This window comes from Mycobacterium bulgaricum, assembly GCF_041287165.2.
GTDB classification, from domain to species: domain Bacteria; phylum Actinomycetota; class Actinomycetes; order Mycobacteriales; family Mycobacteriaceae; genus Mycobacterium; species Mycobacterium bulgaricum.
Genome location: NZ_JBGGKV020000007.1, coordinates 245,848 through 271,743 on the forward strand (window position 1 = coordinate 245,848; position 25,896 = coordinate 271,743).

The window sequence follows — 25,896 nt, forward strand, 5'->3', positions numbered from 1 at the left end:
GACTTGGCCGTGACCATTTCGTGCACATACCATCCTTGCGACTTGACATATGTAAGGAGCACACCGTGAAGACCCGCACCAGCAAGGCCCTCGGCGTCGCGTTCAGCGCCGCCGCGATCGCCCTGTCTGTTCCGCTGGCCGTCAACGCCTACGCCGAGCCGACCACCCCGGTCACCGAGATCCCCGATCCGCAAGGCCCCGACTGCGGCGCATTCAAGGAAGCCCTGCCCAACTGGAAGGGCCTGGCGAACATGCCCGTCAGCACCGTGCTGGCGAGCATCCCCGACATCTCCACGTTCAACTCGGCGATCTCCGGGCAGCTCAACCCGGCCGTCAACGTCACCAGCGTTCTCGACAACGGCCCGTACGTCGTCTTCGCGCCCACCAACGAGGCGTTCTCGGCCCTCCCGCCCGAACAGCTCGAGGTGCTGCGCACGGATCCGGCGGCGCTGACCAGCCTGGTGTACTACCACGCATTCCTCGGCCTGCTGGGCCCCGGCGACGTCAAGGGACAGCGCCCCACCCAGGAGGGCACCGAGATCGAGGTGACCGGTTCGGGTGGCGACATCCAGGTCAACGAGACCGTCAAGGTCGTCTGCGGCGGTATCCAGGCGCAGAACGCGCGGATCTACATCGTCGACGCGGTGCTCAATCCGGCCGACGCTCCGGCGCCGATCACGCCGACGGGCACCAGCACCAGCGAGACGTCGACGACGGCGACCACCACCACCCCGTCCGCGCCGCTGCCCGCCGAGGTTCCTGCGACCACGCCGGCGACTGCGCCCGCCGCCGAAGCACCGATCGGCTAGATCTACCAACGGATCGGGCGCGCTTCGCGACACTCACTGTCGCAAAGCGCGCCCGATTCGTTGTCTAGAGGCCCAGGTCGCGGCCGATGATCTCTTTCATGATCTCGGTGGTGCCACCGAAGATGGTCTGGATCCGGCCGTCGACGTAGTCGCGCGCGACGCGGTACTCCAGCATGTAGCCGTAGCCGCCGTGCAGCTGTACGCACTGGTCGACCACCTTCTTGGCGACCTCGGTCGCCCACCACTTCGCCTTGGCCGCCTCGACCGCGGTCAGCTCACCGTCGACGACACCCTGCAGGCAGCGGTCGATGTAGCACTCGGTGACCTCGAGCTCGGTGTCCATCTCGGCGAGCAGGAAGCGGTTGTGCTGGAAGCTGCCGATCGGCTGGCCGAACGCCTTGCGGTCCTTGGCGTATTGCAGTGTCTGCCGCCAGGTTTCGCGGGCGCCGGCGATCGCGGAGATGGCGATCGACAGCCGCTCCGAGGGCAGGTTCTGCATGAGGTGGTAGAAGCCGCGGCCTTCCTTGCCGAGCAGGTTCGCGCTCGGCACGCGGACGTTCTCGAAGTGAAGCTCCGAGGTGTCCTGCGCATGCAGGCCCATCTTGTCGAGCTTGCGACCGCGGCTGAAGCCCTCCATGTCGCGCTCCACGACGAGCAGGGAGAAGCCCTTGTGGCCGGCTTCGGGGTCGGTGCGGGCGACCACGACCACCAGGTCGCTGTTGATGCCCGATGAGATGAACGTCTTGGAGCCGTTGACGATCCAGTCGTCGCCGTCGCGCACCGCGGAGGTGCGGATACCGGCCAGATCGCTGCCCGCGCCGGGTTCGGTCATCGCGATCGCGATGACGAGTTCGCCGCTGGTGATGCCGGGCAGCCAGCGCTGCTTCTGCTCGTCGTTGGCGAGATCTTTGAAGTACGGCCCGACGACGTCGTTGTGCAGGCTCAGGGCGGGGGCCGGAACGCCCGCCTTGGCGATCTCCTCGTCGATGATCGCGTTGAACCGGAAGTCGTCGGTCCCGCCGCCGCCGAACTCCTCGGGCATGTTGAACCCGATGAGGCCGTGCTTGCCTGCGGCCACGTAGGCCGACCGGTCGACGAGGCGATCGGCTTCCCACTTTTCAGCGTTGGGGACGAGTTCGCTCTCGATGTAGCCGCGGACGGTGTCGCGGAATGCTTCGTGCTCTTCGTCGTAGATCGTGCGCTTCATTTCTCTTCTCCCACTTGGCTTATCTGGCTTACTTTGCCTTCCATACCGGCTCGCGCTTCTGCGCGAAGGCCAGCGGACCTTCCTTGGCGTCCTCGGAACTGAAGACGACGGCGACTTCGCGCCTGGTGCGTTTCCACCCGGGCTCGTCGTCGGCGACGACACCGTCGTCGGCACCGACCGCGACCCGCTTGCTGGCCTGCACGGCCAGTGGTGCGTTGACGGTGATCCGTTCGGCGAGCTTGAGGGCGGCCTCGAGTTCGGTCCCGTCGGGGACCACGTCGTTGATCAGGCCCCACTTCAGCGCCTCGGCCGACGTGATGGGCTCGCCGGTGAACATCATCTCCAGCGCCACCTTGCGCGGGATCTGGTCGACGAGTCGGAAGACACCGCCCGCCGCGGCGATCAGTCCCCGCTTCACCTCGGGCAAACCGAATTTCGCGCTCTCCCCGGCGACGACGAGGTCGCTGGCGAGCGCAAGCTCGGTCCCGCCACCCAAAGCAGTGCCGTTGACCGCAGCGATGGTCGGCTTGTCGATGAAGTGGCGGACATAGCCGGCGAAACCCCACTTCGGGTGGTCGGGGTGCCCGATGTCCTCCCCGCGTGAGAGGGCCTTGAGATCGGCTCCGGCACAGAAGGATTTGTCGCCGGAGCCGGTGACGACGACCACCCAGATGTCCGGATCCTGCTGCGCCTCCTCCAGTGCGTCGCCGAGGGCGATCGACACGGACGAGTTGATGGCGTTGCGGGCCTCGGGCCGGTTGATCGTGATGACCAGGACGTTGCCCCGGCGCTCCGTCAGAGCGCCGGGGGTCGTGACGGTTTCGGTCACAGCAGTTCCAGAATGGTGGCGTTGGCCTGGCCGCCGCCCTCGCACATGGTCTGCAGTCCGTACTGAATCCCGTTGTCGCGCATGTGATACAGGAGCGTGGTCATGATGCGTGCACCCGAACCGCCGAGCGGGTGGCCCAACGCGATCGCGCCGCCGTTGGGGTTGAGCTTCTTTTCGTCGGCGCCGATGTCCTTCAGCCACGCCATCGGCACGGGCGCGAAGGCCTCGTTGACCTCGAACGCGCCGATCTGGTCGATGCTCAGGCCGGAACGCTTGAGCGCCTTCTGCGTGGCCGGGATCGGGGCGGTCAGCATGATGACCGGGTCGGCTCCGGCCAGCACCGCGGTGTGCACCTTGGCCAGCGGCTTGAGCCCGAGCTCCTTGGCCTTCTCGGCCGACATGAACAGCAGCGCCGCCGAGCCGTCGGAGATCTGAGAGCTGTTGCCCGCGTGGATCACACCGTCCTCGCGGAAGGCGGGCTTGAGCTGACCCATCTTCTCCAGGGTGGTGCCGCGGCGGATGCCCTCGTCCTTGAGCACGGGGTTACCTTCCTGGTCCTTGATGGCCACGATCTGGTCGTCGAAAGCACCGGAATCCTGTGCGGCAGCAGCCTTCTCGTGGGAATCGAGGGAGAACTGGTCGAGCTGGGTGCGCGACAGGCCCCACTGCTCGGCGATCATCTCGGCGCCGATGCCCTGGTTCGGAGTCTGGCTGTAGCGGTCCTTGAAGCCGCCGGGATACGGGTTGCCGCCGCTGGCCAGGGACGAACCCATCGGGGTGCGCGACATCGATTCGACACCGCCGGCGACGACGACGTCGTAGTGGCCTGCGACCACGCCGGCCGCGGCGAAGTGCACCGACTGCTGGCTGGATCCGCACTGGCGGTCCACGGTCACGCCGGGCACCGACTCGGGCCATCCCGCGGTCAGCAACGCGGTGCGGCCGATGTCGAGGGCCTGCTCGCCGGCCTGCATGACGCAGCCCCAGATGACGTCGTCGACGAGGGCGGGGTCCACGCCTGCGCGCTGCACGAGACCGTTGAGTACCTGGGCGGACAGTTCGGCGGGATGGACGCCGGACAGGCCGCCGTTGCGCTTGCCGACTGGCGACCGGACAGCCTCGACGATGACGGCTTCAGCCATGGGGATACTCCTTCATAGAACGGGTCTTCCCTCGAACGTAAACGAACAAGGTTTACTAGGTCAACCTACTGGTTGGTAGGCCGGTGGCCGCGTGTCAGATGACCGGCGATCCGCCTTTCGCCGCGCGGTCGGCGGCGGCCACCAGTTCGTCGCGGAACTGCGGGTGCGCGATCGCGGCGAGCGCGTGACCACGCTCCTGGACCGTTCTGCCCTCCAGTTCGGCGGCGCCGTACTCGGTCACGATCACGTCGACATGGTGGCGCGGTGTCGTGATGACCGCGCCGGGGCCGAACCACGGCACGATCCTCGACTGCAGCGCTCCGTCCTTCTCGTACGTCGAGGGCAGGCAGATCAACGAGCGGTCCGACAGTTCCAATCCGGCGCCCGCCACGAAATCTTCGGCGCCGCCGATGCCGCTGAACTGGGTGCCGTTGATGGTGTCGGCCACGACCTGCCCCTGGATGTCGACCGCGAGCGCCCCGTTGATCGACACCATGTTCCGGTTGGCGGCGATGACCTCTGGCGAGTTGACGATCTCGACGGGCAGGAACGCGACGTCGGCGTTGCCGTCGAGCCACCGGTAGAGCTCGTCGGTGCCGAACGCGAAGGTCGTCACGCTCACACCGTCGTACAGCCCCTTGGCGGCGTTGGTGACCTTGCCTGCGCGGTGCAGTTGCATGCAGCCGTCGGTGAACATCTCGCTGTGCAGCCCGTAGTCACCTCCGTCGCCCTCGGCGAGCAAGGTCGCGATCTGACTCGGGATTGAGCCGATGCCCGTCTGCAGCGTGGCGCCGGACCGGATGAACGACACCGCGTGCTTGGCGATCTCTTTGTCGGCGTCGGTCGGCGGCGGACCCGGAAGCGCCAGCGGCGCGTCCGTCGAACGGATCAGCACGTCGATCTCGTCCACGTGCAACGCGTGCCGGTACCCGTCGCCGAGACCGAACGTGCGCGGATAGGCATCGGAGACCTCGACCACCAACTGACGCTGCGAGTCGGCTCCGGCCCGTCGCAACTCCTCGACCGTCCCGCCGGCATGCAACGACAGCGAGCACCAACCGTCCCCGTCGGGCGGTGTGGCGACCGTCGTCATGACACGCGGTGCCTGACGCTGCAGCAGCGGGCCGAAGCGGCGGAAATCGGCAGGTGTGAACTCGATGTCCGCGCCGGCTTCGCCGAGTGCCCGTTCCAGCGGGCCGAAGAATCCGGAGAGATAGTGCACTCCGGTGCGCGAGAACAGTTCGGTGCCGACCGCGAGCAGGGCACCATAGACGCGGAGGTCGGACCAGTCAGTGCGCTCCCCGAGCGCGCGCAGAAAAGCAGGTGGTTGGCCAGGACCGAACGGGATGCCGAGGGTGTCGGCGGAATCGAGTCGTGCGGCGGCCTCGTCTGCGGTCAGCTCGGTGGGCATGGGCGATACCCTGCCATGCCCACCTGGTTCATCCCGGCGAATTCACCGGACCTCGCCCCCGTCGTCATCGCAACCCGTGTCCGGTTCCGCGGATCGTCGAATCGGGCGGTCCTACAAGCGCATCCAAGCGCACCGCCCTGGCGGCGGACTGGATGGAGCAGGTAACACGTTGGCAGGTGGAGGATTTCAGCGGAGGTGGCTTCGTGACCGGCGCGGGGCTGCTGGGCATGGTGCCCGGCGGGGCATATTTTTCACACAGTCTCGACAGCTACCGCGATGGCCGGCCCGAACCCGTGACCTGCTCTTTTTTACGATGTCGTCAGCGCGCGGGGGCCGATTTCACCGAGAATCAGGGCCGGGACCGCCAGACGTAGGTCTTGACCGGCGACGGGGCCAACCCCATTCTGACGCTGCATTTGCTCAGGCAAAGCAAAGCATCCACGCCTGCCATAGCGGCCAGGCCCTTCAACCATGGGGGTTGTATGTACGTTAAGTCCTCGCGCCACAACGTGATTCCGCGTTCCGTGCCCAAGCACGTGGCGACCGGTGTCGCAGGCGCGGCGATGGTCGGTCTCGGCGCACTGGTTGTCGCCGCAGCAGGCGCCACCGACGAAGCGACGCCCTCGGCCTACACGGCCGAGGTCAAGCTGGTCGCCAGCGAAGAATGCGTGCCCGGCGGGCTCATCGGCTGCGCCGGTGCCGAAAGCACGCCGACGGCAAGCCCGACTGCTCTGCTCGCCGCGGCGAGCGCCAATCCCGCCTTCCGCCCGATGATCGGCGACGGCGGCTGGCTGATCGGCAACGGACTCGACGCCGCCGCAGACTGCGAAGGCGCCGCCTGCAACGGCGGCGACGGCGGCCTCCTGTGGGGCAGCGGCGGCGCGGGTGCAGCCGGAAAGGCGGCGGTGTACGCCGCTGACGGCACGCTGATCTCGGCCGCGACCGCGGGCGGCAAGGGCGGCAACGCGGGCCTGTTCGGTGGCGCCGGTGGCGCCGGCGGTGCCGGTGGCGCCGACGTCAACACCAGCGCTGCGGGCGCGAACGCCAACGCTGTCGGTGGTGCCGGCGGTGCGGGCGGCGAAGGCGCCAAGCTGTTTCCGAGCCGCGGCGGTGCCGGCGGTGCCGGAGGTGCCGCTTCGTCGCTGAACGGCAACGCCACCGGCGGCGCCGGCGGCGTTGGTGGACGTGCCAACATCGGCCTGCCGCTGCCCGGCGAGACCCCGGAAGAGAACTACGGTCCCGGCGCGGGTGGCGCCGGCGGCGCGGCCACTGTCGGCAGTGCAGACGGCACCGGCGGCACCGGCGACCAGACCGCGACCGGCGGCAGCGGCGGCGCCGGCGGATACGGCCTCATCTCCGGTGGCGCCACCCCTGATCTCGAGGGCAATGGCGGCAAGGGCGGCAACGCCACGGCCTACCAGGCCGGCAAGGCTGTCGGCGGCAACGGCGGCGACGGCGGCGGGCGTCTCGCCGCGCGCAGCTCCAACGCGGGCGGCGGCGGCAGCGCCACCTCCGAATCGGGCACTGCCACAGGCGGTTCCGGCGGAACCGGCGGCAAGAGCGAGCTGACCGGCCTTGGCGGCCGCGGCGGCAACGGCGGAAGTGCGACCTCGACCGAGGGCGGCAACACCACCGGCGGTCGTGGCGGTAACGGCGGCGACGGCGGTGCGATCGGCGGCAACGGCGGTGTCGGCCGCAACGGCGGCAACGCCACCGGCGGTGTCGCCCGCGGCGGCAACGGTGGTACCGGTGGCGACGGCGGCTCGGCCGTCGGCGAAGGCACCGGGGCCGGCGGCAACGGCGGCAACGGCGGCAACGCCACTCCCGGCGCGGGCAAGGCCGGTACCGGCGGCAACGGCGGGGCCGGCGGCCGCGGCAGCGCGTCCGACGGTAACCAGGGCAACGACGGCAACGACGGCAACGCGAGCTCGAACACGTAAGCCGTACCCCAGGGTCACCGGCGGGTGCGGGAGTCGACAGGCTCCCGCACCCGCTTCTCTTTTCCATGACAGAATCGCTGTTCACCTGCGTGGACACCGTGTGATCGGGCCGCAGTAGCCCCACATGGTTTACTGAGTTGCACAGCTCAGTCGACCGTCGAGGAGGTGCAGTGGCTCGCAGTACCCCCCTGGCGCCCATGATCGGGCCGGACGCCGTCGCGTCCCGCGCCGCTGTGCGTTCCCCCAAGACCGCCGAGCTCGTCGCCGGAACACTGCGCCGGATGGTCGTCGAGGGACAACTCAAGGACGGCGACTTCCTGCCCAACGAGGCCGAACTGATGGCGCATTTCGGCGTCAGCAGGCCCACGCTGCGCGAAGCGGTTCGTGTGCTGGAGTCCGAACGCCTGGTCGAGGTGCGCCGCGGTTCGCGCACCGGGGCGCGCGTGCGGGTGCCGGGCCCCGAGGTCGTCGCGCGGCCCGCCGGTCTGCTGCTGGAACTGTCCGGCGCCACCATCGCCGACCTGCTGACCGCCAAATCGGGCATCGAGCCGATGGCGGCCAGACTGCTCGCCGAATCCGGTTCCGCGGAAGCCTTCGACGAACTTGAACAGATGCTCGAAGAGCTCATCACCGACGGTTACCAGTCCGCACGGCTGGCCGAGGCGACCGGCGCGTTTCACCTACGGGTGGTGCAGCTGTCCGGCAATGCCACGCTGAGCATCGTCGCGGGCATGCTGCACGAGATCACGGTCAGGCACACGGCTTTCGTGTTCAACGAGCGCCGTCCGGTGTCGAAAGCCGACTACGCCAAGCTCATGCGGTCCTACCGCAAGCTCATGCAGTTCCTGCGTGCGGGCGACGCCGCCGGAGCCGAATCGCACTGGCGCAAGCATCTCGACACCTCGCGGGAGCTGCTGCTGACGGGCCTGGAGAGCGTGCCCGTGCGCGACGTCATGGGCTGATCGGTCGCCCGCACGCCGAAATCCACGTTCTGCGGCGGACGTTCGAGTAACCGTCTGCACACGGTGGATCTCGGCCCTCAGGCGTCGGCGCCGTCTTTCTGCCACGTCACGTGGACGGGCACGGTGTCGTCCCACGGCTGGCGGGTGACCATGTCGGCGACCATCACGTAGCCGCGCTCGAACTCCCCGGTCGCGGCGTCGACGAGGCGGTACTCCTGGCGCTGCTTGTGGATCGGCTGCGCGTCGAGTAGCAGCACCCGGATCTCGCCGGGCTCGAAATGGCATCGCTTCTGCAGGGCGGCGATGAGCTGCTCGTTGTGCATGTGCCCATCGCCGAAGTTCCAGCCGATCGCGGTGCTACAGATGCGTTCGCCGTCGGTCAGCACGTAGTCGGCTTCGTTCCCGTCGGCCATCAGCCGGTGCGCCAGCGTGAACATCGCGCGGCCGTGGGTGTTGAACGAGCGGAACGCATACCCCATGTACTGGTACATCTCCGCCGTCTCGGGGCTGCCGTAGAACTTCTCCATCTGCGCGGCGGGCATGCTCGCGATCGCGACGATGCCGTTGGTGATCTTCTCCGCCGCGGACGGCTTCACACACCACAGCGACGTGTCCCAGTTGCCTGCGTAGTAGCGCATGCCGGGCAGGAAGGACACCTTGCGCGGGAACAGGTTTCCGACTGCGACGGTGCCCGCGACAGCGAGGAACAGCACGATCGGCCACGGGCTGTTCAGGTCATCCAGGCCGATACCCGCATTGCCGACGAACAGTGCCAGCACGCTGAACATCATGAAGACGTTCCACTCCAGCGGCACACCCATTGGGATCGCCGACAGGATGCCGAAGTGGAAGACGAGCATGACGAATGCCGCGATGGCGGTGGCCCAACCGCCGTGGGAGAAGAACAACACCAGCGGCACCAGCATTTCGATCGCGGTGGAGAAGTGCGCGAGGATGCGCGAGGCCCGGCCGGGACGCAGGTCATCGGGGAAGTGCTCGAAGAACTTTCGTTTGATCCACCGCGGTCGCATCACCGGGTTGTTGCTCATCATCGTCGAGATCACGAACGGGAAGTGCTTGTTGAGCTTCGACGTGGCGGCGCCCATCCAGATCACCAGGCAGACGAGCTTCGCGGCGATGATGATGTCCGCGCCGCTGAACAGGAAGCACACCGCCAGCGAGCCGTAGACCTCGCCGCGGGCGGCCAGGAAGATGACCTTGTCGCGCAGCCCGGCCACGATGAGCAGACCGATGATGGTCGCGGTCTGCCAGACGGGGAGCACGCCGACCTCGGAGCCGATCTCGGGAATCGGGCCGGTGCCGTTCGACCCGAGGGCGACCAGCAGCATGACGAGAAGCGCCCCGTACAGCGCGACGTCGAGCGGTGTGCGGGTGTCGCCGGCGGTCAGGGGTATCCGGTTCGGCCACGGTGGCAGCCGAATGGTCTTGGGCCGCAGCCAGTACAGGATCGAACCCATGGGCGGGAAGAACCGGTTGTTCAGCGGACCAAAGCCGCAGCCCAGGCCGACGACCTCGAACAGCATCGTGTAGAAGACGACCTTCTGGTACACGATCGGCTCGTGGTACCACGCCGTCACGTTGGTGAATCCATCGATTCCGGTGGTGGTGGCGACGACGATCACCCACGCGACGAGCACGTAGAGAAGGATCTTCACCACGTAGAACAGATGCATGACGACCGGGGTGCCGAAGCCGACCTCCGCCCAGTGCCGGGCCATCGGGACGATCCGCTCGGCGCGGGTGCCCTTGCTCCATTCCGCGTAGTCGACGACGGGCGCGTCCTGCTTGAGAAAACCCATGCCGGTCAGACTAGAACGTGTTCCAGTTCCGCTGGCGCGAACGTCCGCAAAAAGCGTCGAATTATGCGCTCTGCTTGGCCGGCGGCCGGTAGAAGATCGCCAGCTGGCCGATACCTCCGCCGAGGCCGAGAACCACAGCGATCAGCAGGCCCCACCAGCCGTGCAGGTAGTCGTAGAACCCGGAGTCGTTGAACAACGCGTGATCGAGGCTCAGCGCGCCGGGACCGGTGGTCGCGATACCGACGGCCGAGGCCGCGAGCACCAGGTTGTACTCCCAGCCCTCTTTGACGATGAAGAAGCCGTTCGCCTTATGGACGGTCCAGGCCGCGACGAACATCAACGCGACGAACCCGGCGGCAGGGATCGGCGTGAGGAGGCCGACGGCAAGACCGAGGCCGGCGGCCATCTCGGTGGTCGCCGCGACCCGGGCGTGAAACATGCCCGGCTTCATCCCCATGCTGTCGAACCAGCCGGCGGTGCCCTTGAGCCCGCCCTTGCCGAAGAACTTGTTGTAGCCGTGCGCAGCCATGGTCAGGCCGAGGACGACGCGCAGGATCAGGAGGCCGACATCGTAGGCAGTCATGTAACAAAATCTAGAACATCTGTCACGTCGCCGCCCACCCCCCTCAGGCCGCGGGCACCCAGTTGCCGTGGAATCCGGCAGGCACGCGATGCGGCAGTTTGATGCGTGCGACGTCCTCGAGGGTGCCTGCATCGAGGAGGGCGAGCTCGCTGCGATCGGTCGCGCGATCGTAGACATAACCCATCAGCACCCCGTCGTCCTCGGCGGCATCGGCGGCCGAGGGCTCGAAGACGAACTCGCCCAACACCTTGCCCGCGCCGAAGGCTCTGCTCACCGAACCGTGTCCGACGAAGTCGTGCTTGAGCAGCATGTCGCTGGTCTCGGCGCCCCCCGAAACGTGCGGCGCATAGCCGTAGCGGTGTCGCTTTCCGACACGCCGCTCGTCGACACGTGGGAACTCCTGCCCACGGTCATCGATCCGCGTTTCGCGCACCTTGCCGTCGGCCAGGTCGACCGTCCACCGGTCCAGGGTCGGCGGCCCCTCGTTGGGGCCGAGGTGGTCGGTCGCGAACATCTTCTGGTGCCGGACGACGTCGAGCACGATCGTGTTGTCGGCCGGCGAGTCGTAGGCGTTCATCGGATGGAAGACGTAGCACGGTTCCACGTCGAACCACCGGACGTCGGCGTTGGTGCCCTCGCGGGGCATCACCCCGATGCGGGCCGGATACTTCGGATTCCACGAGTACGGGAAGCTGCGGTCCGACGACGGCGTCCGCGGTTTACGCGCCTTGATCGGGTCAGGGATGGGCATGCGTGTCATCAACGCCGACAACATGAGCCGGGCGGGCAGCCGGAGGCCACGCGGGACGGTGAGCTCGACCGCCTGGCGCGCATCGAAGGTGACCGGCAGGTCGTAGATGATCACATGCTTTTCGGTGAGCGAGAAGTCGTGCATCATCGGACATCCCGTGACCTCGATGTCGACGGTCCGCTTGGCACGTCCGTCGGCGCCGATCACCGAGTACTGCACCGTGTTGCCGTTGAGGACGCGGTAGGACACCGCGTGCAGCTCGCCGGTATCGGGATCCCGTTTCGGGTGGGCGGTGTAGCCGCCGGTCAACGTGCCGTCGAAGTCGCAGACTCCCACGGTGTCCAGCTCGTCGGTCAGCTCGTAGTTCGCCACACCGGATTCGATGAGCGCCAACGTCTTTCCCGCATGGCCGATCACGTTGGTGTTCGCGCCGACCGACGCCCCACCGAAGTGTCCGTCGGGCGCGGGCTCGCCCAGCAGCCGCGTCGCCTGCGGTCCGCGCACCCACCGGTTGCGATACCACTCGGCCTTGCCGTCGCGCAGGCGCACGCCGTGGACCATGCCGTCGCCGAGGAACCAGTGGTAGACGTCGGGGTCGATCTCTTCGATCGGGTTCGGGCCGTTGCCAGATAACGCCCGTCGAGGTACTCCGGGATGTCGCCCCTGACCTCGAGGTCGGTCAGCGTGTACTCCTGCGCAATCGGGGCGAGCGCACCCTCCAGATACCTGCTACTCATCCCCACCTCCGATAACAGCGTTATAAGTCCCTCGTGTATAACACCGTTATGGCAGCATGGCAACCATGAATTCCGAGCGCGAGACGTTGCGCGACCGGCTGGTTGCAGCCGGGATCCGGTTGATGGAACGCGAAGGCCTCGCCGCGCTGAGCGCGCGCAGCATCACCACCGAGGCCGGGACGTCGACGATGGCGCTGTACACGCATTTCGGCGGCATGCCCGGGTTGCTCGACGCCATCGCCGTGGAAGTGTTCCTCGCCTTCACGCAGGTGCTCACCGAAGTCCCCGAGACCGACGATCCGGTGGCCGATTTCTTGATGATGGGACTGGCCTACCACCAGTTCGCGCTCGCGAATCCACAGCGCTATCAACTGATCTTCGGTGCGACGTCCCCGGCGTCGGTCGCGAAGTTTCGCAGCGACATCACGGTCTCCGACAGTGCGACCAACCGCGCCGAGTGGACCGCGTCATTCGGAGCGCTGCACACCGCGGTGCACCGGATGATGGACGCGGGCCGGATCCGCGACGACGACGAACTCGCGGTCGCGGGCCGGTTGTGGAGCATCAACCACGGCGCCGTGATGCTGGAGCTCGCGGGCTTCTTCGGCCACGAAGGTCACGGGCTGGTGCAGATTCTCGGCCCGTTGATCATCGACGCGCTCGTGGGCATGGGCGACGATCGCGAGGCCGCGACACGCTCGATGGAGACGGTGATGGCGTCTCTGGCCGAGGAGCCTTAGCGAAGTTCGTCGGCCAGTCGCTCGACGTAGGCATCGATGTCACCGATGGACGAGTCGGCCGCGTACACGCTGACCGTGACCGTGTCGCCGATGCCGTGCACGCCGTGCGTCATCCCCATCATCGGAGAGAGGCCGAGCAGGCCTGTGGTCAGCTGCACGGGCGAATCCCCGAACCTCAGGTCGGCGCGGCCACGGTTCACGCTCGACACCACGGTGTTGCCGATTGCGGTGTCCCACCGCACGTTAGGGTCGAATTGCTGTACGCCCCAACGCAACAGCGGCGCGGGGACGGCGGCGAAGGCTGCGGCCTCGGCGCACATCGCCGGGTGTGCGGCCCGCCGCCGACGCGCCGCCAGGTCGGCGGCGATCAGCTGAACGCGGCGACCGATCTCGGCGTCCGGATAAAGTCCCACCCCGACATTGGCGTAGTGATTGTTCGACCGGCGCGGACCGCTCTTGGCCATCGGGACCTCAGCACCCAGTTGCGACGGGGCGTCGCCGAGTTCGCGGAGATGCGCCGCCAGCGCGGCGGATATCGCGGCCAGCACACCCACCGTGACCGTCGGGCCGCCGACCCGGTGACGCTCGCACACCACCGTCCGCAACCGTCGCTGCCCTTCGGGCCGGCGATTGGTCTGAAGCACTGGCCGCGAATGTGCTTGTGGTGGAACGGACCCCGACTCGGTGTCACGTACCAGCCGACGATGTGTGCGTACCGCTTGCAGCGCGAGCACCGGCACGGACGCCGGCCGCGTCGGTGTCGCGGTTACCGTCGGTACGTCGTCGTCGCGACCGAAGAGCCGGGCCGCCAGCGCAGAGGCCAGGATCCCGTCGGCGAGAGCATGGCTGATCTGCAGCACTGCGACTGTGCCGCTGCGCGTTCCGTTCGGCAGTCCCCCGATACACGGGAAGATGTGCAACCGCCACGTGAGGACCCGCGCGGAGAGCTGGTCGGCGTCCAGCGCCGCCACCGCGTCGAGACACCCCGCCCAGGTCGGGTTGTCGAGATCGTGCACGACGAACTGGTCCCCTGCGACCTCCCGCGGCACCCAGCCCGGATAGGTCCAGAATCCCGAGTCCTCGATGCGCAGCCGCATGTTGTCGCACGCGCGCGCCCGTTCACGGACCTCGCGCAGGGCGTCGTCGAGATCTGTTGTCCCTTGCCCGAATGCGTAGATCAGGAACTGGTCGCTGGGAACCGAGGCCGACATCCAATAGGTCTGCGCATCGACCGCAGTGAGTCGCCGCGCCGTCATGGGCCCCAGGCTAGGCTGTGCCGCATGCCGACGCTGCCGGATCCCTCCTCATCGGGGGCGGCGCTCATCACCGGGGCGTCATCGGGGATCGGCGAGGAGATCGCCCGGGAATTGGCGCGGCGCGGATACCCGGTGATCCTGGTCGCGCGCCGCGCGGATCGCCTGCGCTCGCTCGCCGATTCGCTCGGCAAAGACGCCTATGTCATTCCGGTCGATCTGGCGAGCCCCGCAGATCGCGCCACCCTCCCCGACCAGGTGGCCGCACTCGGGCTGACGGTCGACATCCTGGTCAACAACGCGGGGATGTCCAATCTCGGCGGCGTGGCAGGGGTCGACGTCGACGCCGAATTGCGTCTGGTCGAAGTCGACGTCGCGGCGGTGGTCGACCTGTGCACCCGCTTCGTGCCGGGCATGGTCACCCGTGGCGGGGGCGCCGTCCTCAACGTCGCGTCGGTCGGCGCGTTCGGCCCCGTCCCCTGGCAGGCGTCCTACGGCGCGGCGAAAGCGTTCGTGCTGTCCTACACCGAGGCGATGAGCGAGGAGCTCAAGGGCACCGGCGTGACTGCGGCCGTCGTGTGCCCTGGCCCTGTGCGCACCGGATTTGGGGAAGCCGCAGGCATTCCCGATGACGAGGCCGAGAGGATGCTTCCGAGATTTCTGTGGGAGCAGCCCGACGACGTGGCCAAGACCGCCGTCGACGGGTTGGCGCGCGGGCGCCGGGTCATCGTGCCCGGCACCCCCAACCGTGCGGCGGCGATGCTGAACCGCCTCGCCCCGAGGTGGATGCTGTTGCCGATGTTGGGCCGCAGCCATCCCGGCCGAAAGAAGACGTGATTTCGGTGTAGTTGGTCAATCCGTCGTTGACCAACTACACCCGAATCACCCGTCTACACCGGGTCGAACTGGGAGATCAGCCATCGATCGCCCACCTTCTCCAGCGTGACCCGCACGCTGGAGGCGGTGTCCGTCGGCGCGTCCGGGCCCACCGTCACGGTCTGATTCACGAACAGCAGGACCACCGCCTCGTCCCCCGACAGCGACACCGAGGCCGCCGCGGGCACGGTCGCGATGGCCGAGATCTGCTTCTCCCTGGCGCCGGGGATCACGACGTCGTTGGTCAGCGAGGTGTAGGACTCGCGGAACTCGCCGGTGAGCAGGTCCCGCGCCGCGCCGAGCTGCTCCTCCACCTTGTCGGGGGTGTAGGACAGCAGCGCGATCGTGCCCTCGCGGGCCGCCTGCACCGTGGTCTCGGCCAGCGACGGATGTGACGTGACGTCGGCCGACATCGTGCCGGCACGATTCGTATCGTCAAGCCATTTCAGGTAGCCGGCGCCTGCCGCGAGCACGAGGGCCAGCGCGGGCAGCACCATGAACGCGACCACGCGCGACCATTGGATCCCGCGCTTCGCCGGTGGCGACACGGCAGGCTCCTTGACGCCCTCCTCGGCGGTCTCCTCGACAGCTCCCGACTCCTCGATCTCGACAGCTTGGGTCTCGTCTGCCACGGTCTTGGTCGTCTCGTCGTCCTTCACGTCGTCGGTCACGGCACGAACTCCACATCCGACACCTTCGCTTCTCCGTCGATGTCCTGCACCGAGATCCGCATCCGCCACGCCCTCGGCTGTTGCTCAGGGGCGCCGGCGTTCGTCGTCTGCACCGTCACGGCGACGAGGACCTGGGCCTGGTCGTCGCCCGCCGATTCGAGGCCCGCCTCGGCGATGGTCCCCACCGACTTCGACTGGGCCTGCTTGACCACCTGCACGAACGGCTGCGCCCGCTGCTGGAAGTCGTCGTAGAACGTGCCGGTCGCCGAGTCCAGGATTCGCTGCACATCGGCTTCGGCGGACTCCCAGCTGATAGTGGTCAAGTTCAGCGCACCCTGCCGCCCGACTTGGAGGAACACGTTGCGTTGTTCCTCGGCGCGGTGCGATTCGTAGGTGCGGTAACCGAGCCACCCCACCAGACCGGTGAGTGCCAGCACGCCGACCAGACCGGCGATGAGCGCGAGCGAGACGTGTGACATCGGCGTCTTCGTCGGCGCTGTGTCCGGGTCGGGGTCGACGGACTCGTCGACGTCATCGACCTCGGCGGTGTCCTCGACTCCGCCGGCGCCCTCATCGGTCACCGTCGACGCTGGTTCGCCGGCCGTCGATTCGACCTCGTCCGCCGGCTTCGTCAGTTCCCCGTCGGGGGCAGCAGCATCGTCTGCCATGTTTGCTCCTCAGTGGCACCCTCGGCCAGGTTGGACTGTGTGTACACACGTCCGTCCGGTCCAACGTACGTGCCGTTCGCGGGATCATATTCGGCGGCCGCCATCGGTGGCGGTGCCGGACCCTGCGGCGGAGTGGCTTCTGCAGGCGGTGAACCTGGCGGCAACTGCGGAACGGCCTGCCCGGACAGCGTGGCGTTCGGATCGCCCTTCCAGTTGTAGCCGTCGTTCAACGGCACGTAGTTCTCGGTGCTTTCGCACATCTTCGCGGTGGGCGCGCGCTTGCCCGGCACCGTGACGCACGGGATGTTGCGGGCACCCCGCACGTTGAACGCGCCGTCCTGCGGCACCCGGCAGTAGACGTCGCCCGCCGGCCGGTCGGGGTAGTCCTCAAACGTCGGCGGCCGCTGCTGCTGTGGGGGCAGGAAGCCGGTGTTGCAGGTCGGCGGGATGTTCAGGTTCAGATTCAGGGTGAGGTAGTCACCCATGTAGTCCTGCTTGGTGCCGTTCTTGGCGACGCCGACCGCCTGGGTGACGGCGGTGCCCTGCGGCAGCAGCACGAGCAGCTGCTCGAGGTTGGGTTGGTAGGTGACGGCGACCTCGCCGACGCTGACGAGGTTGGCCAGCACCACCGGCAGCGTGGGCTGCAGCTGGTCGAACAGCGCGCGCACCTCTTCGGCCGCCCCCGGCCCGCTGCTCAGGATGCCCGACACCGACTGGTCCTCGCGCTGCAGCTGACCCGTGATGTTCGCCAGGTTCGCGGCCCACGCCTGGATCGAGCCCGACGTCTCGGTCTGCGAATCAAGGACCGGCTTGGACTGGTCGATCACCGTGGTCAGCGAGTCCAGATTATGCCGTGCGTCGGTCGCGAGTTGGCTCGAACCGTTGACCAGCCGCCGCAGTTCGGGACCGAGTCCGCCGACCGCCAGATACGACTCGTCGATGACGGTCCTGAGGTTCTCCTGCGGGATCGCGCGCAGGCCTTCGTTCGTCAGCTCCAGCACCTGGTTCACATCAGGTGGCACCCGCGCGCGGTCGCGGGGAATCACGTCACCGTCGCGCAGCACGGGACCGGCGCCGCTCTGCGGGACGAGTTCGACGAACTGCTCGCCGACCGCGGACTGGCTGCGCACCGACGCGATGAGATCGGCGGGGATGTCGACGCCCGAGTCGAGCGACAACCGCGCCTCGACACCGCGGTCGGTGAGACCGACGCCTTCCACGATGCCGACCTGGGAACCGCGATAGGTGACGTTGCCCCGCTCGTAGAGGCCACCGGTCTCGGGCAGCTCCAGGGTGACGTTGTACTGGCCGACACCCATCATCGCCGGCAACCTCATGTAGCCGAAAACCATGATGCCCAAAGCGGTTACGGCGATCACCGCGAAGATCGCGAGCTGGATGAGCATCTGTCGGGTCAGTCGCATGTCAACGCCCCTGATCCCAGCGGTACGGCGCCACCAGAGGGTTCCCGCCAGGCGGCGGGACGTTGTGGTTGCACGGGCTGGGCATCTGCCCGATCGTGCGGCCCCATTGCAGCTCGAGCCACGTCAGGTTGCACTCGAACCGCGTCCCGGTGAAGAAGCCCTGATCGATTCGGCTCAGCGTCAGGTCGACGATGAGCGTCAGGTTCGCGTAGTCACCGCGCATCCAGTTGGTGAGCGTCTCCTTCGGGAACGGAAAGGTCGGCAGGAAACTCAGCGACCGGGTGAGGGCTGGTCCGGCGTCGGCGAGCGACTGCAACACCGGACCGATGTCCTTGAGTTCCTGCACGAGCGCGTCCCGGGTTTGGTTGACCGAGTCGGCGGCCAGTGCACTGAATCTGCCGAGCTGGACGAGCGCCTCGGACAGCTCGTCGCGCTGATCGCGAAGCACGGCAAGCGCATCGGGGATCGTCTTCAGCGCCCTGTCCACGACGGGCTTCTGGTCGGCGATCTGCCCCACCAGTGCGTCGAGGCTCTCCGACGTGGCGATGATGTCGCCCTTCTGGTCGTCGAGATGCCCGATCGCGATGTCGAGCTGTTCGATCAGGCTGCGGAGATCGTTCTCGCGCCCGGTGAAGGCGACGCTGAGTGCCTCGGTGATGTCGCCGATGTTGCCCAGGCCGCCGCCGTTGAGCAGCAGAGCGACCGCGGCCAACGCCTGTTCGGTGGTGGGGAACGCACCGGAGTTCTTCAGCGGAATCAGCGCGCCCTCTTCGAGCTTGCCCTGCGGCGGCGCGCCCGCCGGGGCCGACAACTCGATGTGCTGCGAGCCCAGCAGGCTGGTCTGACCGATCTTGGCGGTCGCGTTGGCGGGCAGGTTCACCCCACCGTTGATCGTCATGGTGACCAACGCGGTCCAGCCCTGCCGCTCGATCTTGCTGACGGTGCCGACGTTGACGTCACCCACCCGAACCCGCGAGTTCTCCTCCACGTTGTCGACATCGGGCATCTGCGCCTGGATCGTGAATGAGCCGGGGCCGCCTCCCTGGGTGCCTGGCAGCGGTATGGAATTCAGTCCGCGCCAACCACATCCGGATGCGGCCAGCGCGACGGCGGCGACGGCCACCGCCGTCTTGACGGCCGGGATCATGACCCGCCTCCCGGCACCATCATGCCCTGGAGGCCGTCGCCGGGGTTCGTCGCGATCGGGGCTTCGGCAGCCCCGGGCGGAGCGTTCAGCAGCAGCGGCCCCTGGCCGGGCGGCAGCGTGGCCGGGTCGGCGGCCGGCGGTGCGGGCGGTGACCCTGCGGGCGGTGACCCGGCAGGCGCGGGCCCGTTCGGCGGGATGTAGTCGGGTCGAAGCCAGTCCTCGCTATAGGTCAACTCGTTGGGTCGCGTGGAGGCCCCGATGAGCTGATTGAGACCCAGCGGCGGGAAGTTGTACTGGCGGTTCTTCATGATCGGCGCCAGGTACTGCACGCACAACTTTGAAGACTCCTCGGCACCCAGCCGCGAGGCGGCTTGCACTGCGCCACAGAGGAATTGGATCGGGTTGGCGAAGTTGTTCACCGCGAGGATCGCGCTTGCGCCGCCTTGCGCCGGCTGCCAGATGTTGACGTAGTTCTGGAACGTGTTGGGCGCACTGTGCAGGAACTGTTCGACGTCGTCCAGGCTCTCGTTGAGCGCGGTCGTCACGCCCGCCAGCTTCTCCGACGTGGTACCGAGGGCGTCGCGGTTCTCGGCGACGAAGGCCTGCACCTCGGGCACGACGGCGTTGAGATCTCTGATCGCGCTTGCTACTTCGTCGGGGCCGTCGGCGAGCAGCCCGGTGACCGACGCCAGGTTCTGGTTCAGTTGCCGCATCAGGTCCGTGCTGTCCTGCAGGGCCGACACCAGGATTGCCAGGTTTTTGATCGTCGAGAAGATGTCGGTGCTGTGGTCGCCGAGCGCCGAGAAGGCCTGCGACAGCTTGACGACCGTCTCGCGAATGCTGGCACCCTGGCCCCGCAGGTTGTCGGCGGTCGTGTTGATCACCGACCCCAACGGACTCACCCCACCGGGTTCGGTCGGCTGCAGTGTCTCGCTGAGCCGTTCGAGCTGCCCCCGCACCTGATCCCATTCGACGGGCACCACGGTCCGCTCTTCGGGGATGACGGCGTTGTCGCCCATCACCGGCCCTCCGGTGTAGACCGGGGTGAGCTGAATGGCACGCGAGGTCACCAGCGCCGGCGACAGGATCGCGGCGTTCGCATCGGCGGGCACGTCGTAGCGGTCGTCGTACCAGAACGAGATCTTCACCCGTTCCGGCTCGGGCTCGATCGAGGTGATCCGGCCGACCGGCACACCGAGGATGCGGACGTCGTCGCCCACGTAGATGCCGTTGCTGTTGTCGAAGTAGCCGACGACGTTGATCCGATTGACCTTGTCCGTCGTTCTCACCAGGATTGCGACGCCCGCCACCAGAAGTGCGACCAGTACGAGGCCGACCCACGTTCTCGGGTTTCTCACGGTGCGACCTCCCCCGGAACGGGAACGAGCGGGGGCGCCTCACCCGGCGCGGGCACCAGCAGACCGGTGTTCGGGGTGGGCGTGGAGCCTGTTCCGTGTGGCGCGAGTGCGGGCGGCCCGGGTGGCGGTCCACCGGGCGGCGGTGCGGGCAGCGGCTCGCGGTAGGGGTAGCAGCCCGTCGGCCCAGGCAGTGGGATTCCCGGCGGGCCGCAGCCTTGATCGCCGGGATTGCCGGTGATCGCGTCGGGAATCGTCATCCGCGGTTCGCCGCCCTGGCCGGTCCGCGGGAACGGCACCGGCATCGCCGGGGTGCCGGGCTGGCCGACCTGCGGGTCGAAACGCTGGGAAGGGAGCAGCACGTTCGGGTCGAGACCGAGGTCGGAGAAAGCCACATCGATGAACGGCTGCAGGAACTGGCCGGGCAGCAGGTTCGAGATGTAGTTCTTGAAGAACGGACCCGACGACACCGACTCGCCCAGCGACAGTGAGTACTGGTTCAGCAGTTTGAGCGACTCCTGCAGTCGTTCCTTGCGGTTGTCCAGGATCGTCAACACTCCGTTGAGCTTGTCGAGCGCGGGCTTCATGGTCGCGCGGTTCTCGCCGATGAAGCCCTGTAGCTGCTGGCTGAGCGCCGAGATGCTGCCGGAGATCTCATCCAAAGCCGCGCTCTGACTCTGCAATTCGGCCAGCAGGGCATTGGTGTTCGACACCAGGCTGACGACCTGGTCGCTGCGCTCCGCCAAAACGGTGGTCGCCTTGTTCGCGTTGGCGAGCAGGTTGCGCAGTTCGGCGTCGCGTTCGTTGAGGGTGTCGGAGAAGCGCGCCACACCCTCGACCGCGATCTTCAACTGCGGCGGCGTGTCGGCGAACGTGGCCGACAGCACGCGAAGGGACTCCGACAGCTGGTCGGTGTCCAGACCGCTGATCGTCGTCGCCAACTCACCGAGCGCGTCCGGAAGCTGGTAAGGCGACGTCGTCCGGTCCAGCGGGATCGTACCGTCCTGCTGACCTTCGCCGCGGGCGACGACTTCGAGGATCTTGGTGCCCAGCAGGCCCTTGGTCTTGATCGCCGCCTCGGTGCGGTCGCCGAGGCGGATGTCCTTGTCGACGGTGAACGTCACGAGCACCTGTGGGCCGTCCAGCTCGATCGACTTGACCTGACCGACCTTGAATCCCGAAACCTGAACAGCCGCATCGGTGTTCAAACCGCCGGCTTCGGCGAAGTGGGCGGTGTACTCCTTGCCCGGGTTGATGAACGGCAGTTTGTCGTAGTTCACGGACCCCAGCACGATGGCGGCGGTGATCCCGACGCCGACCGCGCCGATGACCAGTTGGTTGCGTTCGCTGAACGGCTTCATCGCGGCGCGCACCTCCCGCTGGTCTGGCCGGCCACCTTGATGTAAACCGGTTGTCCGCCTTTGCCATTGGTCTTGATGACAAGGTCGCACAGATAGAAGCTGAAGAAGTCGCCGTAGATACCTTGGCGCGCCAGGGCCTTGTAGGCGTCCGGGAGGGTGTTGATGACGTTGTCGAAGTACTCGTGGTCGGCCACCACGATTCCGGCCGCACGGTCGGTCTCCTGCACCACCTTCTGCAGCGGTGGACGGGCTTGCGACAGCAGATCGGTGATGCTGCCTGCGGCGGCGTTCGTGTATGCCAGCCCGTCGCTGATGTCCTGCCCGCGGGACTCGAGGCCCTCGACGAGTTCGGACAGCGAGGTGACCGCCTTGTCGAACTGCTGGCTCTGGTCTCCCAGCGATCCCAGCACCGTGTTCAGGTTGACGATGACCTCACCGATCAGCTGGTCGCGGTCGGCAAGCGTGCTGGTCAACGCCGCCGTCTGCGCGAGAAACGAGTTGACGGTGCCGCCCTGGCCCTGCAACGCGGTGATGAGTTGCCCTGAGAGCGCGTTGATCTGGTCGGGATCCAGCGCCTGGAACAGCGGACGGAAACCGCCGATCAGAGCGTCGAGGTCCAGCGCGGGTGAGGTGCGGGCCAGCGGAATGGTGTCGCCCGCATCGAGCTTCTCGGTGCCGCCCGCTCCTTCCTCCAACGCGAGATAGCGGCCGCCGATCAGATCGTCGTAGCGGATGACGGCTCGGCTGCCCTCGGTCAGCACGACCGAGTCGTCGGCGGTGAACTCGACCAGAGCTGTGGTGTCGGGCTGGATTTCGACGTTCTCCACCTTGCCGACCTCGACACCGGCGATCCGGACGAAGTCGTTGGTCTCCAGCCCGGTGACGTTGACGAACTCGGCGCGGTAGTCGTGCGACTTCTCGCCGAAGCGCATCTGGCCGAACACGGCGAACAGACCGAACACGCCGAGCAGACACACGGCGAGGAAGACCCCGAGTCGCGTGGCGTCGCGCCGGACACTGACTGACATCGGTTACCTCTCTGTGCGTTTCGGGGGCGGGGTGCGCCTCGGGGATCGGTGGTGTTCCGCGGGTCTAGCGGGGCGGCCCGGGCAGCGCCGGAACCGGGGGTACGACGTTCGGGTACGGAACCGCAGTCGGCTGCAGCTGCGCCGGATTCGGAACGTAGAACGGCTCGGACCCGGGACGAGGACCGGGGTCGCGGGGAGCCCCCGGCGGCGGCGCCGGCGGCAGCCCGGGCCACAGCGGCGTGCCGTCGGGCGCGTACAACTGCGCACCGTAGGCGGGGGCGCCGGGGTACGGAACCGGTCCGATGGCGGGCCCTCCGAAGTTGTTGCGGATACTCGGGGGCTCCGGCACGGCGCGGGTGACCGGGAAGTAGTTGGCGTAGATCGGGAAGGCGATGCCCGGGTTGGGCCGCCAGTCCAAGCCCGACCCGAACCCGGTGTTGGTGACCAGATTGCGCACCGGCCAGTTCTTCGACACGTCAGGCAGTGAACCGCAGCCCGGCTTGCCGCCGGGGCCGCCCTTGGCGCCGATGATCGGCAGGTGCTGCGGGTACTTGTACGGGTCGTCGCCGAAGGCCAGTCCGGCGTCGAGCACCAGCGAACGGCCGTTGCCGCCGGGACTTTCGTATCCACCGTTGTCGAGGAGGTGCTTGGCCCCCAGCAGCAGGCAGGTGTACTCGGGGTTGTACTTCAGCAGCAGCTGCGTCGTCGGCGCCAGCACGTTGACGGCCCTGATCAGGTTCGCCTGGCTGGGTGCGAGCAGGTTGATGCCGCTGTTGGACAGGCCGATGGTGGACAGCAGCAAGGCGTCGAGCTCGTTGGACTGGTTGACCACCGTGGTGCTGGTCGTGCTCGCCGCGTCCAAAGTGGTCAGGATGTCCTGTGCCGCAGCGCTGTACGTCTCGTTGAACTCGTCCAGGGCGCGCAGGTCCGCTGTGATGGTCTCGTTGCGGGGGTTCAGCGCCAGCAGAACCTGATTGGCGTCCGTCGTGGCCCGACCGATCCGCTCGCCCTGGCCGCGCACACCGTCGGCCAGCGCCGACAACGTGCTGTTGAGCTTGGCCGCGTCGACCTGGTCGAGGACTTCCACCAGGTTTTGGAACACGGTGTTGACCTCGGTGGTCACATTGCGCGACACCAGGACCTGGCCGGCTTCGAGACGCTGGCTGCTGGGATCGTCGGGGAACACGAGGTCGACGAACTTGGCGCCGAAGATCGTGGTGGCGCGGATCTGGGCTTCCACGTTGGCCGGGATGTACTGCAGCTGATCGGGATCGATCTCCAGCTGCAGTGCGACGGTGGGCTCCTGCCGCCCCGTCACCGCGATGTTCGACACCCTGCCCACCTGGACGCCGCGCAGCTTCACCTTGGCGTTGGTCTCCATGACCAGGCCCGCGCGGTCGGAGGTCAACGTCACCGGCACCGTGGATTTCAGCGATCCGGTGAACAGCGCCCAGGTCAGGATGATGGCTCCCGCGAACAGGATCACCAGGATGAGCGTCCACCAGCCTGGCTTGAGGCCGTCGTCGTCCACCGCTCAGCCCGCCAGGTTGAAGTTGCCGGATTGCCCGTACACCGCAAGGGAGATCATCACGAGCACGAACGCGGACAGGATCAGTGAGGTGCGGACGGCACGTCCGACGGCCTCGCCGACGCCGGCCGGCCCGCCGCTGGCGCTGAAGCCGTAGTACGTGTGCACCAGCATGATCACCACGGCCAGCACGATGCACTGCGCGAACGACCACACCAGGTCGGTCGGGTTGAGGAACGTCCGGAAGTAGTGGTCGTACACACCGGTCGACTGACCGTAGATGACCGTGGTGCCGAAGCGTGCCGCCCAGAACGACGCGAGCACGCCGACGCAGTACAGCGGGATCACCACGAGCAGACCGGCGACGACCCGGGTGGAGGCGAGGTAGGCGACGCTGCGGATGCCCATCACTTCGAGGGCGTCGATCTCCTCGTTGATGCGCATCGCACCGAGTTGCGCGGTGGCGCCGGCGCCGATCGTCGCCGCCAGCGCGACGGCCGTCGTCGCCGGTGCGATCAACCGGACGTTGAAGAACGCCGACGCGAAACCCGTCAGCGCTTCCACGCCGATCTCGGCGAAGTCGGTGTAACCCTGCACGGCCACCAGGGCGCCCGTGGTGACCGTCAGAAAGCCGACGATCGCGACGGTGCCGCCGATGACGATCAACGCACCTGCGCCCAAACCCATCTGGGCGATCTGGCGGATGAGCTCGATGCGGTACCTGGTGACGGCGAAGACGATGGAGCGCAGGGTGCGTCCGTAGAACTTCGTCTGCACGCCAACCTGATTCCACGGACCAGCGATGGCGCGATACCGGGCCTTGAGCCACGGGAACTGGGAGTGCGGCCGCGAGACGGTCACATCGTCACCTTGACCGCGACGGCCGTGGCGACGATGTTGATCGCGAACAGCGCCATGAACGTGAATACGACGGTCTCGTTGACCGCGTTGCCGACACCGGCGGGTCCACCACCCACCGAAATGCCCTTGTAGCAAGCGATCATGCCCGCCGAGAGGCCGAACAACGCGGCCTTGATGAGCGCGATGATCACGTCGGGAGCGCCGATGATCAGGGTGAGACCGGATGCAAACGCGCCCGGCGACACATTCTGGATGTAGACGCAGAAGAAGTATGCGCCGGCGAGGCCGACCAGGATCACCGTCGCCGAGAGCGCCAGCGACACCAACGTCGCCGCAAGGACGCGCGGAACCACAAGAGCCTGAATGGGATTGACACCCATCACGCGTAGCGCGTCGAGCTCCTCACGGATCGTCCGGGCGCCCAGGTCGGCGCACATCGCCGTCGCGCCGGCACCGGCGACCACCAGCACCGTCACGATCGGACCGATCTGGCGGACGGTGCCCAGTGCCGCACCGGTGCCGGAGAAGTCGGCGGCCCCGAATTCGGTGAGCAGGATGTTGAACGTGAAGGTCAGCAGCACCGTGTACGGGATGGTCAGCATCAGGGTTGGGATGATGGAGACGCGTGCGACAAACCAGGACTGGCTGATGAATTCGCGCCATGCGAACGGCGGCTTGAACATCACGACGAACGTGTCGAGCGCCATCGAGAAGAAGCCGCCGAAAGCGCGTACAGGTTTGGCGATCACGCCGGAAGCGACCATCTAACGGGCCCCTCCTCGTGTGCGCCCAC

Annotated in this window: 22 protein-coding genes and 2 pseudogenes; 6 read left to right on the forward strand and 18 right to left on the reverse strand. The window is 67.4% G+C overall.

Features of this window, described 5'->3' with window-relative positions:
* Positions 1–65 precede the first annotated feature (65 nt).
* Entirely contained in the window at positions 66–809 is a 744-nt protein-coding gene (locus ACAG24_RS19945) for a fasciclin domain-containing protein (protein ID WP_370475782.1), read from the forward strand.
* Positions 810–873: 64 nt separating this feature from the next.
* Here the strand turns inward: ACAG24_RS19945 and ACAG24_RS19950 are convergent, their stop codons facing one another.
* The 4 genes from ACAG24_RS19950 to ACAG24_RS19965 all read right to left on the reverse strand — a co-directional run bounded on the left by ACAG24_RS19950 (position 874) and on the right by ACAG24_RS19965 (position 5,398).
* The gene (locus ACAG24_RS19950; RefSeq protein ID WP_370475783.1) at positions 874–2,016 is read right to left on the reverse strand and encodes an acyl-CoA dehydrogenase family protein; all 1,143 of its coding nucleotides are present in this window, start codon (positions 2,014–2,016) and stop codon (positions 874–876) included.
* A gap of 28 nt (positions 2,017–2,044) precedes the next feature.
* Complete coding sequence (locus ACAG24_RS19955; protein WP_370475784.1) at positions 2,045–2,845, reverse strand: crotonase/enoyl-CoA hydratase family protein; 801 nt, start codon at positions 2,843–2,845, stop codon at positions 2,045–2,047.
* Positions 2,842–3,987 (reverse strand): thiolase family protein, encoded by a 1,146-nt coding sequence (locus tag ACAG24_RS19960; protein ID WP_370475785.1) that lies wholly within the window; start codon positions 3,985–3,987, stop codon positions 2,842–2,844. The genes ACAG24_RS19955 and ACAG24_RS19960 overlap by 4 nt, the downstream gene beginning before the upstream one ends.
* A 94-nt stretch (positions 3,988–4,081) precedes the next feature.
* Positions 4,082–5,398: an acetyl-CoA hydrolase/transferase family protein gene (locus ACAG24_RS19965; protein ID WP_370475786.1), complete on the reverse strand. Its 1,317-nt coding sequence runs from the start codon at positions 5,396–5,398 to the stop codon at positions 4,082–4,084.
* A 56-nt stretch (positions 5,399–5,454) separates the two neighbouring features.
* Between ACAG24_RS19965 and ACAG24_RS19970 the strand changes: the two are divergent.
* From ACAG24_RS19970 to ACAG24_RS19980, 3 genes and pseudogenes are all read left to right on the forward strand, one after another.
* Positions 5,455–5,646 (forward strand): annotated as a pseudogene (locus ACAG24_RS19970) (phenazine antibiotic biosynthesis protein); the annotation flags it as partial.
* Between the two features lie 276 nt (positions 5,647–5,922).
* Entirely contained in the window at positions 5,923–7,338 is a 1,416-nt protein-coding gene (locus tag ACAG24_RS19975; RefSeq protein ID WP_370475787.1) for a hypothetical protein, read from the forward strand.
* A 170-nt stretch (positions 7,339–7,508) separates the two neighbouring features.
* Positions 7,509–8,300 (forward strand): FadR/GntR family transcriptional regulator, encoded by a 792-nt coding sequence (locus tag ACAG24_RS19980; protein ID WP_370475788.1) that lies wholly within the window; start codon positions 7,509–7,511, stop codon positions 8,298–8,300.
* 77 nt (positions 8,301–8,377) lie between these two features.
* Here the strand turns inward: ACAG24_RS19980 and ACAG24_RS19985 are convergent, their stop codons facing one another.
* The 3 genes and pseudogenes from ACAG24_RS19985 to ACAG24_RS19995 form a co-directional block, all read right to left on the reverse strand.
* Positions 8,378–10,120: a DUF3556 domain-containing protein gene (locus tag ACAG24_RS19985; protein ID WP_370475789.1), complete on the reverse strand. Its 1,743-nt coding sequence runs from the start codon at positions 10,118–10,120 to the stop codon at positions 8,378–8,380.
* Positions 10,121–10,181: 61 nt separating this feature from the next.
* Entirely contained in the window at positions 10,182–10,703 is a 522-nt protein-coding gene (locus tag ACAG24_RS19990; protein WP_370475790.1) for a DoxX family protein, read from the reverse strand.
* 43 nt (positions 10,704–10,746) lie between these two features.
* Positions 10,747–12,191: pseudogene (locus ACAG24_RS19995) on the reverse strand (carotenoid oxygenase family protein).
* A gap of 65 nt (positions 12,192–12,256) precedes the next feature.
* Here ACAG24_RS19995 and ACAG24_RS20000 point away from each other — a divergent pair.
* Entirely contained in the window at positions 12,257–12,931 is a 675-nt protein-coding gene (locus tag ACAG24_RS20000; RefSeq protein WP_370475791.1) for a TetR/AcrR family transcriptional regulator, read from the forward strand.
* Here ACAG24_RS20000 and ACAG24_RS20005 read toward each other — a convergent pair.
* Positions 12,928–14,187: a WS/DGAT/MGAT family O-acyltransferase gene (locus ACAG24_RS20005; protein WP_370475792.1), complete on the reverse strand. Its 1,260-nt coding sequence runs from the start codon at positions 14,185–14,187 to the stop codon at positions 12,928–12,930. The two genes, ACAG24_RS20000 and ACAG24_RS20005, sit on opposite strands and share 4 nt — an antisense overlap.
* A gap of 24 nt (positions 14,188–14,211) precedes the next feature.
* On the opposite strand from ACAG24_RS20005, the gene ACAG24_RS20010 reads away from it, so the two are divergent.
* The gene (locus tag ACAG24_RS20010; RefSeq protein WP_370475793.1) at positions 14,212–15,021 is read left to right on the forward strand and encodes an SDR family NAD(P)-dependent oxidoreductase; all 810 of its coding nucleotides are present in this window, start codon (positions 14,212–14,214) and stop codon (positions 15,019–15,021) included.
* A gap of 53 nt (positions 15,022–15,074) precedes the next feature.
* Here the strand turns inward: ACAG24_RS20010 and ACAG24_RS20015 are convergent, their stop codons facing one another.
* The 10 genes from ACAG24_RS20015 to ACAG24_RS20060 form a co-directional block, all read right to left on the reverse strand.
* Positions 15,075–15,731 (reverse strand): Rv1363c family protein, encoded by a 657-nt coding sequence (locus tag ACAG24_RS20015; RefSeq protein ID WP_370475794.1) that lies wholly within the window; start codon positions 15,729–15,731, stop codon positions 15,075–15,077.
* Positions 15,728–16,399: an Rv1363c family protein gene (locus ACAG24_RS20020; protein WP_370475795.1), complete on the reverse strand. Its 672-nt coding sequence runs from the start codon at positions 16,397–16,399 to the stop codon at positions 15,728–15,730. Before ACAG24_RS20020 ends, ACAG24_RS20015 begins: the two co-directional genes overlap by 4 nt.
* Positions 16,363–17,823 (reverse strand): MCE family protein, encoded by a 1,461-nt coding sequence (locus ACAG24_RS20025; RefSeq protein WP_370475796.1) that lies wholly within the window; start codon positions 17,821–17,823, stop codon positions 16,363–16,365. The genes ACAG24_RS20020 and ACAG24_RS20025 overlap by 37 nt, the downstream gene beginning before the upstream one ends.
* A 1-nt stretch (position 17,824) precedes the next feature.
* Positions 17,825–18,970, reverse strand: coding sequence for an MCE family protein (locus ACAG24_RS20030; RefSeq protein WP_370475797.1), 1,146 nt, complete (start codon positions 18,968–18,970; stop codon positions 17,825–17,827).
* The gene (locus ACAG24_RS20035; protein WP_370475798.1) at positions 18,967–20,328 is read right to left on the reverse strand and encodes an MCE family protein; all 1,362 of its coding nucleotides are present in this window, start codon (positions 20,326–20,328) and stop codon (positions 18,967–18,969) included. The genes ACAG24_RS20030 and ACAG24_RS20035 overlap by 4 nt, the downstream gene beginning before the upstream one ends.
* The gene (locus ACAG24_RS20040; RefSeq protein ID WP_370475799.1) at positions 20,325–21,686 is read right to left on the reverse strand and encodes an MCE family protein; all 1,362 of its coding nucleotides are present in this window, start codon (positions 21,684–21,686) and stop codon (positions 20,325–20,327) included. The genes ACAG24_RS20035 and ACAG24_RS20040 overlap by 4 nt, the downstream gene beginning before the upstream one ends.
* Positions 21,683–22,714: a virulence factor Mce family protein gene (locus tag ACAG24_RS20045; protein ID WP_370475800.1), complete on the reverse strand. Its 1,032-nt coding sequence runs from the start codon at positions 22,712–22,714 to the stop codon at positions 21,683–21,685. The genes ACAG24_RS20040 and ACAG24_RS20045 overlap by 4 nt, the downstream gene beginning before the upstream one ends.
* A gap of 64 nt (positions 22,715–22,778) precedes the next feature.
* Entirely contained in the window at positions 22,779–24,245 is a 1,467-nt protein-coding gene (locus ACAG24_RS20050; protein ID WP_370475801.1) for an MCE family protein, read from the reverse strand.
* Positions 24,246–24,248: 3 nt separating this feature from the next.
* Positions 24,249–25,103 carry an ABC transporter permease gene (locus ACAG24_RS20055; RefSeq protein WP_370475802.1) on the reverse strand — a complete coding sequence of 285 codons (855 nt, stop codon included), beginning with the start codon at positions 25,101–25,103 and terminating at the stop codon, positions 24,249–24,251.
* The gene (locus ACAG24_RS20060) at positions 25,100–25,867 is read right to left on the reverse strand and encodes an MlaE family ABC transporter permease (protein ID WP_370475803.1); all 768 of its coding nucleotides are present in this window, start codon (positions 25,865–25,867) and stop codon (positions 25,100–25,102) included. Before ACAG24_RS20060 ends, ACAG24_RS20055 begins: the two co-directional genes overlap by 4 nt.
* Between the last annotated feature and the right edge of the window lie 29 nt (positions 25,868–25,896).